Source organism: Alicyclobacillus hesperidum, from assembly GCF_900107035.1.
Taxonomy (GTDB): domain Bacteria; phylum Bacillota; class Bacilli; order Alicyclobacillales; family Alicyclobacillaceae; genus Alicyclobacillus; species Alicyclobacillus hesperidum.
This window is the reverse complement of sequence record NZ_FNOJ01000002.1, coordinates 1-14,959: the sequence shown is the minus strand read 5'-3', so window position 1 is coordinate 14,959 and position 14,959 is coordinate 1. Positions and strand designations below refer to the sequence as shown.

Here is a 14,959-nt window from a genome sequence, read left to right as displayed (position 1 = left end):
ATTATCATACCATAATCAAATGATGATCAACATGTGATAATAAATGAAATTCGAATGGAATTTTCATGGGAGTTGGCAAGTGGGTCCTGCATTGAAGCGTGAATGGAGTTGGTGAGAGAAGGGGAATCTATTGTCGCAAAACGGAAATTGCAATTTACATTTCGCGTGGAGGTTTTCATCGATGCAACAGCAACAACAGCCCAACGCCCCATACGGTGCACATGAAATCATCGGCATGCACGAGGCCCTCAGCACGAAGTCAGCCAACGTCGAAATGTTTTCCTTTCTAAGCCAACAAGCCCAAGATATGCAGTTGCGCAATCTGCTTCAGCAACAGGCGCACATGATTGAACAACACTACGTGCAGGGCGTACAGATCATGCAGGGATCTGCAAACGCAAACAACCAGTTGGCTTACCAACCGACGATGCATGTTCAGCCTAAGCTCGGCCTGCGCAATCCAAGCCATCCGGCGCCGAATATGAACGCACAGTCGTTATCGGATCGCACAATTTGTACGGTCGCACTGAACCTTCATAAATTTGGTGCAACTGCTTGGACAAGCTTTGCGCTAGAGTGTGTGAATCCACAGTTCCGTGCTTATCTCATGGCGGGCGCGAACATGTGCGATCGCATGGCATACGACATTTTCTCATTCATGAACCAAAAAGGCGATTATCAGGTGCCTACATTGCAACAGAACACGACGCAGACGATGATTCAGTCATATCAACTGCCACAACAGCCAACCATGCAACAACCACACATACAGTGAGGATCGGTTGAAGAAAGCCACGGGCGATCCGCAACCTTTCGCGGATCGCCCTTTGCGTTATATGGGACTAAAACGAGATTCAAGATAACTTCGAGACAGAATGGGTATCCTATTTAGCAAGGTCACCACGTGTATCCAACCCAAAGCAGATGAGGCAAGGAGTCTGGTTTATGCAGTACTATGCAAATGTTGAGCAGACGATGGTTGCGTATTGCTTTGGTCGACTCGAAGATTTGTCAAACACGTTTAATCACTTTGAGCAGACTGTGGACGAGCTGTTACATGATGGCGAATTGCTCTGGACAGTATCCGAGAGTGCTGGACTTGTATTAAGGGGAGAACGTTGGTACCTGTGGTTTAAGCATGCGCACGAAGATGGACGCATGGAGGGCAAGGTCTACGAATTGCAAGATGAGAGTGCCATTTTGACTCAAGTCGGTGAAGAGTTGCCTTGGCTCGACGCCGATTGCCGAATGCGCTTATTGCGAGCGTTGTTGGCCAAGCGAAGGGGCGCATGACGCCTCCTAGCTTGGAGTGTTCAGCAGGAAATCGCAGCACTTTTCTCTAAATAGTCTGGTATGGGCGAGTGCAATCACCGTTTGATTGTAGTTGGCTCAGATCATCGACGATGTGGAGGAACGTGCGTGAAACGAACGCGGAGATTTGGATCTTGGGCCATTGGCAGCGCTATCATCGCAACGGTTTTGGCCGCTGGTGGAGGTATGGCATCCGCCGATACGACGGGTTCCAGTACGGCGGATACAAACGCAATTAGCTCGTCCGGTGCGGGAAGTGAGGCAGGTGGGCAGAGCCCGATGGGCAGTGATGTGTTGGGGCAAACTGTCGCAACGCCTTCTGTGATCGACGTCAGCAATACATATCCAACAATCGGTGAACGCGTGACGTATAGTGCATCTGGGCTCGTGCCTAAGCAAACATATCGGTTGCTGTGGGAGGCATTCCAAGGGACATGGGACGTGGACGGGAACACCTTTGTGGGCGAGTCCTTTACGCCTTTTGTCAAGGTATTGGGGACAGTGACAGCGGACGCAAACGGGCAAGTGCATGGTGTGCTACGAATACCCACTGGCTACGGCGATATTCATCAAATCGGGCTGGCGGATGCAAGCGGGATTGTCGCGGCGCAAGGCAGTGTTACGGTTAAACCTTCTTTCACAATCAGTCGCACGCGGGAGTCGGAGGGAGGCTTTTTTACCATCCGCGTACAAGGCATTGGCTATGGCGCCTATTCAAGTGCATACGAAGTCTTGTATGACAATCATTTGATGGGCAATATCGCAGCTGTGACAACCAACGGTACAGCGGTCTTCCAGGTGCGAGCGGAGGGCATCGGATCCCATTGGATTGAAATTGCTCCCTGCTCTATTGGTTCGCCATACCTCAATGAACAGCAATCTCCTTATAGCTGGAAGCCGACATTTTCGATTCCTGTGACGGTTACAAAGGGACATCCAGTCGATGTCAAGGATTCGATTCCTGCTCCTTCAATCAGCACAGGGAACCACCTCATTGCGTCGCCTGGACATGGTATTGTCGGTAGTACCTTTACACTCACGGGCCAAGGACTTCCCGCAAATGAATCACTGACGCTTGAATGGTCGAACACGGTTGGGAATCATGTAACAGCGGCTGGCTACCACTCAGCCCAGACGGTGCTGGGACATGTGACCACGAGTAGCACGGGCACGTTTACCGTTAAGATTCCCGTGCCCGTTAATGTGGGCGGGCCGCCACACACCGTAGAGGCGGTCGATGCAGCGGGAACTATCGTCGGTACAACGACGTATCAAATCTATCCAAGTCTCGTGTCTGCACCGAAGGTTGTAAAGGCAGGTCAAGTTTTCACGATTCACTTGCAGGGTGGCGGTCCGGATACCTATGACAACTGCTACAGCGTGCTCTACGACAACAGTTCGATTGGCTATGCCTGCGGCTTTAACACAAACGGTGATATGCAAATTCATATACGCGCGACTGGCGGGCCAGGCATCCACTACATCGATCTCTACCCAACGATTCAGCAAGGTAATCAGAAGGTTCCTAATCTCTACGTGCTGCCTTTGTTGACTTATAAGCTGGATCATCCAGGGGAAGCACAGCCTGCATTTCACCTCGTCATCGATGTCAAATCGTAAGACCAATGCGCATTGGCATAAACGATTGTACGGATAGGCTATCCATTGCCCAAAACGATTTAGTTGTTCGCGTATCATTTCTGCCTAGTGTTGAATTTGGTATATTCGTACTGTTCCAAGACGGGTATGATAGCGCTTTTACACCACGCAGCTTAACCGTAGCGCCAAGTAAGATCCCGGATTTTAGTCAGAGAGGGGAAGTCAAATGGTCAAGCGAGTTTTAGCAGGATTGGCGGCAACATCTGTCGTTCTTGGTACGGGTGTCCCCATGACAATGGCAATGACGTTACCATCGTGGTTTCAAGCCACCGTGTCTGTCGGTGGGCAAACGCTCAGTCAGCCGGAAACCTTTTCGTTCAACAATCAAACCTACTTGCCCGTTTTCTACGTTGACAATGCGTTCACAAAGCTTGGTTACAAGGCGACCTGGAATGGTGCGAAACATGTATGGGATCTCGAGCTTCCAGCGAATCTCGCATCCGCAGTTGCCTCGGCTAAATGGAGTGATTCAGGCAACACGTCCATTTCCATCAACGGCCAGGTCGTGGGGAAAACGGCAACCACAGTTGAAGCGGATCCAGCAACCAACAATAAAACCACGTATATCCCTATTACCGTACTACAATCGATCATCGGCGCAGTGAATGCGGGCAGTTGGAACGCGAATCAACGTGTTTTTGATATCAACACGCCAAATTCCATCACGGCTGTCGACGCGTACAACGGACAGATTGTCGTCCAATTTGCGAATTCGTTCACGGTTGCTCCAACAGGCAGTGAGATTAGCATCACCGGCAGCGATGGTACGACCGTGACCCCAAGTGCAGCACAATTGAGCTCGGATGGCAAGACTGTAACATACACGATTCCTGAAATCACACCACCAGGTCCGGTGCCACACTACAGTGTGTCCTATATGGGTGGCAACGCTGTGCTCGGTTATGAGCCCGTTGTGGCGGTCAACGATGGAACACCGGGCGTGACATCGGGTGCCTTGCAGGTTGGCAAGACCCTTACGGTGAGCGGCGTGAGCGACCAATGCAAGCCGATGCCAAGCTTGACGTTCACCTCGGATAATACGTCTGTGGCCACGGTGGCCAGCGACGGTACCGTGACCGCTGTTGCCCCAGGTGTCGCACATATTCAAGCGACGGACGGACAAGGCTTTCAAGCAAAGGTGCCGTTTACCGTCTATGTGCAAGGCGCGAACGATCCGACTATCCAGTCTGTGACGGCAAACTCCAACAGTCTCGTTGTCACGTTTGATCAAGCGTTTACCGCCGCACCAACGGCTGACGAGTTCATTGTAACTGAGACGGATGGTTCGACCTCGATCCCAGTTGTCGTGTCGGGTGTGTCGCTCAGCAGCGATGGCAAGACCGTGACGCTAACCTTGCCGGCACCGAGTAGTTCCAGCTCTTCCTCGAGTTCAAGTTCGTCAACATCCAGTGCGTCGCCGCAATACAGTGTATCGTTCCTTGATCACACTGCTGTATCGACCGCCGTTGCAGCGAATAGCTCTGCGAGTTCCGATAACACGACGTCCAATTCGAGCAACAGTTCGAATTAAGAAAATTACTCGGATGTGACGCACGGAATCGAACATTTTGGTTAGGTGCCCCAAGCAACGGTTGGGGCATCATTTGTATTTGCCCGAAAATGTCACAAGGTCTTCAACTATGCATGACGAATACAATCGGATAGCATCGAATCTTGTAGAGAGAAACGTCATGTAGCACAAAGATCGTGAGGGGACGCTTGTGAAGACGCTAGAAGGGATGCAGGCACTCGATGTAGCGACGCGCTACGGGATTACGTTGTATGATACATATTATGGGAATGAGGTGACCGTTGCGGAAGCTCGCCAGTTTATTGAAAGCAGGCGAGATCCATCGACATTCATCCTGAAGGATTGGCCGGACACGGAGGGCGAAGCCGAAGATGTGCTCCTAATGCACATTTATCGGGCGCTCAAGGAAGGTCAGATACACAGTGGACGCGTCGACTTGTTGCTTGAAGGCGGACCGGGGCCGCGAATCAACCTTGCCGCTGCCGAGCTTGCTGCGCTACGACTGGCGGATCGCAGGATTCTCGAGGTCGAGGATAAGGACGATGGCGTTTATTACCATGTACCACAAACGACTTATTTAACCCAGGAGTTTTTAAGTAAGCTCTCCGAGTTCGTATGTGACGAATGCAGACATATGGACCTGACGGGGCCGTTTCATGAAACCTGCCTGCATGCCTTGATCGACGCCATTCGTCGTGGTCAGTTCACGTTTGAGGACATTGCGGAAGAACGGCTAGGTGAAGGGGTGACTCCACTCAGTCGATTGTTTCAGGGGAATCTTGGGCAATGGTCTCGGCGCGTGTCGGAGACGAAGTCGAAGTTGCAAAAGGCTTGGAAAGCTAGACGTAAAGCCGTCGTGACCAAGGCGGAAAAACATCGCGACAAACGCGGTGCCATAGAGTCGGATCCGGATTGGCCGACGCTGTCCGTTCCGCACCGAACGCTGGAGGATCTGCAGCAGACGCGGTTGGCGGCACGCGCTGAACAGCGCCGCGAAGAGCCGGTAAGCAGCGCTCCATCAAGTACGTCGTGGAGCCAGGAGCCGGTCGTGAACGCCGTATCGTCAACACCGTTGGAGGAAGTTGCGGACAGTGTGTCAGAAACGGCAGATTTCGCTGTAAATCAACGCGATCGCATTTCGAAAAAGGAACTCATTGCGTATTTGCAGCGGATCGAAATTGTCGATGAATCTGGTGACCAAATGCGTCAACTCGCTGATTTGAAGCAACGGTGCATTGAACTCGAGGCGCTTTTAGAGTCGGCGAATACTCGGTATGACCGCTTGCGCAGTGAATGCGAACAATGGAAGGCAAAGTATGACGACTTGCAGAAAGATATGGATACGGTGTTACAAGCGATGCAAATTGCTCGTAAGCATGCCTCTCCAGAGCGAGACGGCTCGCTTTCATAAACATAGAAGACCGCCTGCCCTGCGATAGCACCGGCGGTCTTCGCTCTTTATTGGGCTGTGTGATGTGTTTCGTTTACACTGGGCAGCATGCCAGGTTTGCGCACCACCGTGATCGCTGTGCATGTCACACTGGCAAGGAGCGCTCCGGTTACCCAGAATACGCCGTGAATCGATGTGACATCTGCGATTGCGCCACCGACAAGAGGCCCTAGTGTATTGCCAATCTGATTCGCCGTTTGATTCAGGCCAAATGCGCGTCCGCGAAACGATTGGGAAGTCGAGCGCACAATGAGACCATTGATGGCCGGATAGACAGCACAGAAAAACATGCCGTATATGAAGCGAATTGCAGCGAAGGCGATCACGCTATGAAACGGAATCTGCATCAGTGTCCAGACTGCACCGCCCACAAGGCCGACAATCATCACCTTTGGGAAGCCAACTTTGTCCGCCCACTTGCCCCAAATCGGCGCGAATAAAACGCTGGCAATGCCAGCGAGGGAGAAGACGAGTCCGGCGATAAATGAGGCGTTTTGGGTCGACGGATCGAGCTGTGTCACGTATAAGGTGAGCACTGGTTCGATGGTCATGATGGAAAAGGAGACGACCATATTTAACAAAAGCGCGGTGACCAGTTGGCGATTGTGCAGGGCATCGCCGATAGCGCGCACCACGGATGGCCGCGTAGTGGCTCGACGAATTTGCGCTTCTTTGACCCAAAAGATGGCGAGTAGTGCTGATATCAAGACGAGGATGGCAGCGCTGCCAAACGCAACGCGATTGCCCGCAAGTCTTGCAATCGTTCCCCCCAAGAGTGGACCCACGATGCCGCCGCCCGAACTTGCTGCGGAGATCATCGAGAGGGCGTACCCGACCTTGTCTTCCGGCGTGTTGCTGCCGATGAGTGCAATAGAACCGGGAATGTATCCGGACAGCAGTCCTTGCAGGATGCGCAGGCCAAGGAGTTCGTACGGATTTTGGACGAAGGCGGTTAAGCCGTATGTAATGAATAACGCGATACCTGCCCGGATGATCATCGGCTTTTGGCCGAATCTGTCACCCACAGAACCCCAATATGGCGCCGCAATAGCGCCGGCGAGGAATGCAGCGCTGTATAAAGCACCTGACCAAAGTTCGGTGTGCGAGTGCACGCCAATTTTCAGAAGGAACAAGGGCAAGAAGGGGACGACCATCGAGTAGCTGGAGGATGTCAGAAGTGTGCCAATCCAAAGGACGACAAGATTTCGCTGCCAGGTTTCCATACTGATCACCAACGTTTTTCTTTCATCTTACTCCTCTTTCTGATAATCGGAGCGGAAAAATTTCAGATCTCGTAAAATTGGCAGACAGTTGTTGCACAATGGGTATATGATGGCCAAAGAGACACTCCAAAGGTTGTGACATCCAAAAACACGAGTTTCTTGCATACAAAGGAACGAGGAGGATATGCGATGCCAGCCATTCGCCAAGTGATCAGCACCCTTACGCAGGATGGAAAGGAATTGATGGGCCCTGACGTTCTGGCGTACCACTATCCCGACAACAACATCTTGAACGGTTCGTTGCTCACCGTGGAATCGAATCACTTCGCCGTATTAAAGTCGCGCGGCGCTATTTTGAACGTGTACGACACGGGTCAATATGTGATTCAAACGCCGGATCGACCCATTATCGGAGCCTTTCAACAGGCGTTCTTTGGCGGTAATAGTCCGTGGCAATACGAGGTCATCTATGTCAACCGCGCGAAACTGATTCTCGAAGTATCTGGAATTGCATACTCGCGCGAAATGGCGGAAATGGGCTATCACGTAAGCTGTTATGTGCATGTTGACACCAAGGACGACGCCTTGAAGCTGGTGCAACACATGCCGATGGCGGGGCATTACGTCAGCATGAAAGAAGTCAATTGGTACGCGGGTCCAGTGATCGAACAGTCTATTAATAAAATCGTTCAACTGACCGAGTTGGAGCGGGTGAACGAAAAGATGCCTGAAATTCTGGAACTCGTGAAAGATCATCTTCAGGATTTTTTGTCAGTTTACGGGTTGACTTTAAACGATGTAAAGGCGCTCGTGTACCCGAAGGACGAGCGCATGAAGGAACTCATTGCCTTACGAGCGTTTGGCCTCTCTGAACTCGATGCGGTGCGTTACTATACGGCGATGATCATGGCAAGCAAAGGCGTCGTGTCGGCACCGAACATGGCCATTGGCGAACCGTTCTTTGTCGGCAACCCGCAGGTGGCTGCACAACGCGTGACAAAACTCCTCGGCAATGAGTCGTAAGGCCGCAAAGGGGATGGATGAATGAGCGATCTGATGAAGTACGGCATCGCCCTAGCGCCGCGCGGCGTGGTCAACGAACTGCTGACAGGTTGGATGAATGCGTGGTTTATCAACGTCAAAGATCCGAAGTATCGCTTGCGTGAGCGCAGCCGTGCGCTCCATAACGCGATCGACAATGCCCTCGGGCAGTATTTGGCCCAACTACGTCAGGATCTGAAAAAACTTCGCCAGGCGTTGCCTGAACCAACGCGCGAAAATCCATACCCGCCCTTGGAGGGTCTGGCGGCGGTGAAAGAGATGGAGCAATACATTCGCCGTGTGGAGCAAGTGCGGACGATTGCCTTATCGGCTCCTATTCCACCAGACGAGTACGTGTTTCATGGCACGGCGGACAACGAACAGATGCTTTACGAACTGCTCGCGGTGGACGGTGAGATCGCCACAGCCATGCAGTCGATGGATGAGACCACAATCGATCAAATCGAAGCAATTCTCGTTCGCCGCAACGCGCTGTTGCAACAATGTACCACGCCGTAATCGGAGCGGTTGTCCCATGCCTCGCAACAAGGAGCATCGTCAGAGGCGCGGGGGTGTGCGGGGAATCATGGATTCGGCGACGGCTCGAGCCGTTTTGTCCGCGGCACCTCGCGCTTCTGCGTAGAACCGCATTTGCGATGCGCAGGGTGTATCACCTGTGCCTTGGGCAACCTTTTGATACCGGCCCGAGGGCAGTAGGAGCCAGCGATTGACATTGTCTGCAAGCTGCAAGTTGAGCACATGTTGCAGGCGCTCCTTCAAATTCTCCTGCAGCACTGGAAAGAGAATTTCTACCCGGCTTACCATGTTGCGCGTCATCCAGTCCGCGCTGGCTAAAAAGAGTTCCTCGTTACCGCCGTTGTAAAAGTAGTAGATGCGGCTGTGCTCGAGAAACCGCCCAACAATGCTCGACACGCGAATATTTTCGCTCACATTCGCAAGGCCTGGTCGCAAGCAACAAATGCCACGCACCAGTAGGTCGATCTCGACACCTGCGTTCGATGCTCGATACAACGCAAGAATGAGGTCTTTGTCGGTTAGCGCATTCATCTTGGCGATGATGCGCCCCGGACGGCCTGCGTTGCAGTGTTCAATCTCGCGATCGATCAAATCTAAAAACTTTTGCTTTAACCCGAGTGGAGCCGTGGCAAACTGGTTCCACGCGGGCGGATCAGCAAAACCCGTAAGATGGTTGAAAAATAACGATGCATCCTCACCGAAGTCCGCACGGGCCGTGAACATGCCGATGTCGGTATACAATTTGGCTGTGTTGTCGTTGTAGTTGCCGGTGCTCAAGTGCACATAGCGCACGATATTGTCGCCTTCCCGGCGAACAACCAGCGTGATTTTACTATGCGTTTTGAGGCCGACCAGTCCGTAGATGACGTGACACCCAGCCTCTTCTAGCTTCTTTGCCCAAACAATGTTGTTTTCCTCGTCAAAGCGGGCTTTGAGTTCCACGAGTACCGTGACCTGTTTGCCGTTTTCCGCGGCTCTTGCCAAAGCCAAGACGATTGGCGAATTGCCACTGACGCGGTACAGAGTCTGTTTGATAGCAAGCACCTGTGGATCGTTGGCCGCGAGATTGACGAAATGGACAACCGGATCGAATGATTCGTACGGGTGAAAGAGCAGGATGTCCTTCTTGGCAATGGTATCAAACAGGTTGCTTTCACCGATAAAGTCGCGCGGAATCTGCGGCGAAATGGGGGGGAAGCGCAGATGTGCGTACTCCGGCTCGGCGGCAAAGCGCATAAGAAACGTCAGGTCAAGTGGCCCGAGAATCGAGTATACATCTTCGTGCTCAAGTTCGAGCCAGTCGCGCAGTGTTTCAACGAGTTCCGGAGACATGGATTGCTCCACTTCCAGGCGCACTGCGGCCCCTCGGTTTCGCTTTTTAAGTTCCTTTTCGATCTCCTCAAGGAGATCCTCCGCACCTTCTTCGTCCACGTTGATGTCCGCGTTGCGCGTGATACGAAAGCAAGCTTGTTCGACAACGGCATGGCCGGGGAACAAAGCGTGGATAAACAGTTGAATCACCGTTTCGAGCAGTACGAACGCTCGCTTGTGATGGGCGCCGGAGATTTCGATGTATCGCGGCAACACGGACGGCACTTGCACGACGGCAAACAAAGGCGGATCGACCTCGGAATGGCTTTCCAAGGGTTGCAGGAGAACGGCGACGTTTAGCGTTCGATTTGCAAGCATAGGAAATGGGTGACTTGCATCGATGGCAAGTGGCGTGAGCACGGGGAAGATATGTTCATGATAATAGCTTTCCAAATACGCTTGCTGTTGGGAGTTCAACTGTTTGGACGTTAAGAAATGGATACCCTCTCGGCGCAAAGCAGGTAACAAGGTGCGAGACCATGTGCCATACAAGCGCTCGACGTCGGTGTGGACGCGCTTTGAAATTTCGAGCAATTGCTGTCCGGCAGACATTTGCGTTTTATCGTCTCGGCGATCCATCCCAAGTTTTAACTGATCTTTGAGTCCGGCTACACGAACCATGAAGAATTCGTCCAAGTTGGATGCGCAGATGGCCATAAACTTTAGCCTTTCGAACAAAGGATTAGCGGTGTTGATGGCTTCCGAAGCTACGCGTTCGTTAAATGCCAACCAGCTCAATTCGCGATTGATAAAGTGCGATTTATGGTCCAAGGGCTGCATGATGAGTTCATACCTTTATCACAGTAGTCGTTCGGCTGTGCCGATGATATTCGTATATGCATTGTCGCCGCAATGATGTGGGAAAGCAATGGGAAACTGTTATTCGGCAATAGGAGGCAAGTTTGTTGCGGCTCGTCTGAATCGGGTAGCTTGCCTCCTGTACCTGGTTGATTGTGGTAATTAACTGTTTACGCGCGGTTTTGTGGGGTCCCCCACAGGTGCAGCGAGTTCTGTAACCTCAGCGAGCTTGGTCAGGTAATATAGTTCCTCACGCGCCATGTGGTCAGGCAAAAGGGGCGCAAGGACGCCGAGTGCTTGATCGGATAAACGCAGCTCCTCAAGTTCGTTGAGAAATTCCTGAAACAATGTAAGTTCCATGCCTACTTCCAAGTTGAAGCGGTTGAGGGCAGGGAATTCTCGCAATTTGGTACGAAGGTAGCCAGCGAGTTCGATGGCCTTTAGATAGTATGCCTCAAACTGCTTACGGAACGCGTAACTACGCTTTGCCAGCTGATATTCTGCCGGATCGACATCGTCCTGCAACGTCGCCGCATGGCCCATGGCATCTTGTAGCCACAGGACGTGGTGGTGGAGTGGGTGCTGCGTTTCGGGAACCTCCCCTTTGCGCAGATGGTGCAAAATGCGCAGGTATTCGTCGAGCTCGTTCAGCATGTGGTTGATAAAAGTTGGTGGCAGATATGTTTTGATCCTACCGGTTAGATGTCGGCGCAGAAGATGAAGCTTAAAGGCGCGCAACTTTCGCGTCAGCGCGAGGCTTTCCTTACTAAGCTGGATGTGTGCTGCCGGATCGGGGACTATGGTATTTACGGTATGCAGGAGCGCATCGTATTCCTGAATGAAGTATTGCGACGTTGTCAGTTCTTTTTCTTCATCGACCGATAGACTGTCGTGGATGAAGCGAGCGTGATCGCCCAATACTTGCAGCCAGAAGCGCTGCTCAAACTGGGCCGCCTGGACGAAACTCATCTGCTTTCCTCCTCTTGCACACGATGTGGCAGCGTATGCGCCCAAATAAGGCGTGGTGATTGTGAAAGGTGGCGTTTGTATGCGCGAAGGCGTTGTGGTAGAGTAATACGGATTTGTTGTCGGGGAGGAGGGCAAGGAGCATGTGGTGGCGAATGCTCGCCGTGTTGTTTTGGACGTGTGTTCTCGCCTACGGCACCTGCAGTATGGATCCATTCCATTTTTATTTAAGTGCGTTTCACTTTCACCCCAATGCGAACTTTCGGGATCTGTTACAGCTCGACTTTCATTTTGGTTCGTGGAAATATACCGTTTCGAAGCTTTGTCACCTGTTTGGCTTTATGATATTTGAATCTTTATTGACTCTGCTTCTTCGGCGCCCTCGCTTGTCTGCCGCGATCGCGCTTTTGTTTGGCATTTGTACTGAACTGTTCCAACTGTACTTTGGTCGCGATGGGCGATTATATGACATGGTGATAGACGGACTTGGCGTCGCGCTATCGTACGGGCTTCAGAGGTGGGGGAGTAGAGAGAGAAGAAGTGTGGAATAAAAACATGGCCCCGAAGGGCCATGCCATAGAGGTTCAACTCACAGTGTCGGATAAGAAGTGGGATACGGAGGTTGCATCGGTTGATAGCCGCCGACAGTGCTGGATGTGTGCGAGGTTGTTGCCGCCTCAACCGCAGCCGGAGCAACGCTGAGTAGCGTAGCCGCAACGAGTGAGCCAAATACGAGAACCTTCTTTACGTGTTTCATCGTCATTCCTCCTTAGTCTTCGTCTACAAATGTGTCTACGACCTTAAGAAACGCGTCAACGACGCGCGGGTCGTACAACTTCCCGCTAAGCGACACAATCTCCCGAACCGCATCGGCTTTCTTTCGAGCCGTTTGATATGGCCGATTGGATACCATTGCGTCGTAGCTGTCCACCACTGCGACGATTGCCGCCGGAAGATAGATTTCATCCCTCTTCAGTCCGTATGGATACCCGCTTCCATCGTATCGTTCGTGGTGTTGTTCCGCCACTTTACTGCCAATGTTCAGAAAGGGGTTCTCTGGAGAGTTCATGATATCCCTTCCAAAAATGGTGTGCTGTTTGATTATATCAAATTCTTCTGGCGTTAACTTACCAGGTTTCATAAGAATTTCATCAGGAATGCGAATTTTCCCGATATCGTGAAACAGCGCACCACAGCTAAGCGAGAGAAGGTCGGTCGCGTTAAGGTTTAGTTCGCATCCAATCATCAGCGAATATCGCCGTATGCGCTCACAGTGCGACGCCGTATATCCGTCCTTGAGGGCGATTTGTACAGCCAGCTCATGAAATCCATCTATTGATTCCCGGTAAGTCTGAAAGACTGGAGCTGATGACACATATAAAAACTCGCTATCCTCGATTGCAACGATGCACACATGTTCATGTACAGGGGCGGCCACAAGCTTGTCACCAGGATATAGTATCGACGTCTCGTTTCCGTATGTCACGCGGAGCGAGCCAGTTAATAAATAAAATGACTCAAGCTCATTCCAATCTGCTGCTGGTGTGATACCCATAGTTCCGATGCGGGCAAGACGATGGTGAATAATTTCTGTACCGTTCTTGCTGGCGATTAGGGTAGCTGTCATGTTATGCGTATATGCCGTTTCAAGACCCTCTTCGCGAGAGAAGATGCTTATCCATTGGGACGGTGGTGTCGATGAATCGTACAAGCTCAGCACCTGCTTTTGGGTGGATGGTATTCTTCATCATATAGGCGAAAGCGACATTTGTAGACACGTTGCAACATCAACAGTAAAGACAGTCACCAGCGCAGTCAATAGAGAAAAAAGAGAATATGTTATCGTCACTTAAAGCGGGGTCGATGTGCCTCAGCGATATGCCCTCGCCAAAAACATGAGTTCCAATAGATACAGGACGTTGAAGAGGCCATAGCAGGTTGCGAACCAAAGTTCTGTTCTGTCACTGCCAAAACTTATCACCAGGAGACCGACAAGAACGGTGAGCACGAGTAACGCTAGGTGCACATGAAACGATGGACCACGGGATGACCGCAATCGATGAACCATGACGAGTGCCGAGAGAAGCGTCATGATGCCTAACACCACGCCGGGATGCGTCGCGAAACCGGCCATCAGAGTTGTGAGGATTACGGCGGCAAGCATGAGATAAACAACTCCGAATGTACCGATAGATATCGGCCTTTTCATGACAATCCCTCCGTAGTGCAGTTTGTCAATAGCATTCGTTTGTTCTACACGTAATTATAGCCACATTCCCGCCTGTAGAGACAACCAATTTTCTCATAGACTTTCCGCATGTCAACAGAGTGGCTACGATAGGCCCTGCCAGATGCTTTGCAAGTAACTGCGTGAAAAGGTTGATACCGACGATTTGACGATATACCCATGTGCATGTTTGAGTTCGAGCTCTTTCAAAACGACGTCTCTTGATATATTCGCGGCCACTTCATGGAGCACGCGTTTTCCGAGTGAGTGAGGATTCGTTAACGGTGAAGTGCACGCAAATCATTACATTTTGGAACCAAATACTTTGACAGTCACAGTAATATGATATATGATGATCAGGACGGGGTAAGCGAGGTGCAGAGATGAGCCAGAGCAAAATAACCTCTGATCTGCTGAGAGGACACACGGATACGATGATATTGAGGCTATTGATGGAACGAGACAGATACGGGTACGAAATTGTCAAGCTGATTGCCGAACGTTCAGGAGGCGAATACGAGCTAAAGGAAGCGACCATGTATTCTAGTGTTCGACGGCTTGAGGCGGATGGTGATATCGAATGGTATTGGGGCGATGAGTCCCAAGGTGGGAGACGTAAGTATTTTCGGATTACCGAAAAGGGTAGGGACACTTATGCGAATAACAAACGGAACTGGGAATTTGCAAAGCGAATACTCGATACTCTGTTGTAAGGAGCTTGAATCTTATTGGTATTAAGTCAATATAGTGGACACTCCAGAACGGAGAAATTCCAAGTTTTAATATCCTGATATGATTACTTTTGTCCCGCTCAGCTTGCCTTGGCTCTCGATACTTGGAAATAT

At 51.3% G+C, this 14,959-nt stretch carries 15 protein-coding genes; 9 read left to right on the top strand and 6 right to left on the bottom strand.

The genetic code is table 11. From position 1 onward, the window contains the following. Positions 1 to 181 precede the first annotated feature (181 nt). The 5 genes from BLU70_RS01295 (at position 182) to BLU70_RS01275 (ending at position 5,912) form a co-directional block, all read left to right on the top strand. Positions 182 to 775: a spore coat protein gene (locus BLU70_RS01295; protein ID WP_006447277.1), complete on the top strand. Its 594-nt coding sequence runs from the start codon at positions 182 to 184 to the stop codon at positions 773 to 775. Positions 776 to 945: 170 nt separating this feature from the next. Beyond that, positions 946 to 1,293 carry a hypothetical protein gene (locus BLU70_RS01290; protein WP_006447278.1) on the top strand — a complete coding sequence of 116 codons (348 nt, stop codon included), beginning with the start codon at positions 946 to 948 and terminating at the stop codon, positions 1,291 to 1,293. 126 nt (positions 1,294 to 1,419) lie between these two features. Further along, positions 1,420 to 2,931, top strand: coding sequence for a hypothetical protein (locus tag BLU70_RS01285; protein WP_040289678.1), 1,512 nt, complete (start codon positions 1,420 to 1,422; stop codon positions 2,929 to 2,931). Between the two features lie 205 nt (positions 2,932 to 3,136). After that, positions 3,137 to 4,501, top strand: a complete 1,365-nt coding sequence (locus tag BLU70_RS01280; RefSeq protein ID WP_040289680.1) for an Ig-like domain-containing protein — start codon at positions 3,137 to 3,139, stop codon at positions 4,499 to 4,501. A gap of 190 nt (positions 4,502 to 4,691) precedes the next feature. Beyond that, a complete protein-coding gene (locus BLU70_RS01275; protein WP_074691343.1) occupies positions 4,692 to 5,912 on the top strand; it encodes a hypothetical protein in 1,221 nt (406 codons plus the stop codon). A gap of 47 nt (positions 5,913 to 5,959) precedes the next feature. Here the strand turns inward: BLU70_RS01275 and BLU70_RS01270 are convergent, their stop codons facing one another. Next, positions 5,960 to 7,174 (bottom strand): MFS transporter, encoded by a 1,215-nt coding sequence (locus BLU70_RS01270; RefSeq protein ID WP_074691342.1) that lies wholly within the window; start codon positions 7,172 to 7,174, stop codon positions 5,960 to 5,962. Positions 7,175 to 7,363: 189 nt separating this feature from the next. On the opposite strand from BLU70_RS01270, the gene BLU70_RS01265 reads away from it, so the two are divergent. Then, on the top strand, positions 7,364 to 8,197 hold the full coding sequence (locus BLU70_RS01265) for an SPFH domain-containing protein (RefSeq protein ID WP_074691340.1): 834 nt from the start codon (positions 7,364 to 7,366) through the stop codon (positions 8,195 to 8,197). 21 nt (positions 8,198 to 8,218) lie between these two features. Next, on the top strand, positions 8,219 to 8,734 hold the full coding sequence (locus tag BLU70_RS01260) for a hypothetical protein (protein WP_006447284.1): 516 nt from the start codon (positions 8,219 to 8,221) through the stop codon (positions 8,732 to 8,734). 39 nt (positions 8,735 to 8,773) lie between these two features. On the opposite strand, the gene BLU70_RS01255 is transcribed toward BLU70_RS01260, so the two are convergent. After that, entirely contained in the window at positions 8,774 to 10,903 is a 2,130-nt protein-coding gene (locus BLU70_RS01255) for an RNA degradosome polyphosphate kinase (RefSeq protein ID WP_074691338.1), read from the bottom strand. A 180-nt stretch (positions 10,904 to 11,083) separates the two neighbouring features. Beyond that, entirely contained in the window at positions 11,084 to 11,890 is an 807-nt protein-coding gene (locus tag BLU70_RS01250; protein ID WP_040289688.1) for a DUF2935 domain-containing protein, read from the bottom strand. A gap of 140 nt (positions 11,891 to 12,030) precedes the next feature. Between BLU70_RS01250 and BLU70_RS01245 the strand changes: the two genes are divergently transcribed. Beyond that, on the top strand, positions 12,031 to 12,438 hold the full coding sequence (locus BLU70_RS01245; RefSeq protein ID WP_074691336.1) for a VanZ family protein: 408 nt from the start codon (positions 12,031 to 12,033) through the stop codon (positions 12,436 to 12,438). 38 nt (positions 12,439 to 12,476) lie between these two features. Here the strand turns inward: BLU70_RS01245 and BLU70_RS14520 are convergent, their stop codons facing one another. From BLU70_RS14520 to BLU70_RS01235, 3 genes are all read right to left on the bottom strand, one after another. After that, positions 12,477 to 12,644 (bottom strand): hypothetical protein, encoded by a 168-nt coding sequence (locus tag BLU70_RS14520; RefSeq protein WP_157785471.1) that lies wholly within the window; start codon positions 12,642 to 12,644, stop codon positions 12,477 to 12,479. 12 nt (positions 12,645 to 12,656) lie between these two features. Continuing rightward, the gene (locus tag BLU70_RS01240; protein WP_083341096.1) at positions 12,657 to 13,607 is read right to left on the bottom strand and encodes an HD domain-containing phosphohydrolase; all 951 of its coding nucleotides are present in this window, start codon (positions 13,605 to 13,607) and stop codon (positions 12,657 to 12,659) included. A 150-nt stretch (positions 13,608 to 13,757) separates the two neighbouring features. Then, on the bottom strand, positions 13,758 to 14,096 hold the full coding sequence (locus BLU70_RS01235; protein ID WP_040289689.1) for a hypothetical protein: 339 nt from the start codon (positions 14,094 to 14,096) through the stop codon (positions 13,758 to 13,760). A gap of 401 nt (positions 14,097 to 14,497) precedes the next feature. Here BLU70_RS01235 and BLU70_RS01230 point away from each other — a divergent pair, with 401 nt between their 5' ends. Then, positions 14,498 to 14,827, top strand: a complete 330-nt coding sequence (locus BLU70_RS01230; protein ID WP_040289690.1) for a PadR family transcriptional regulator — start codon at positions 14,498 to 14,500, stop codon at positions 14,825 to 14,827. Positions 14,828 to 14,959 lie beyond the last annotated feature (132 nt).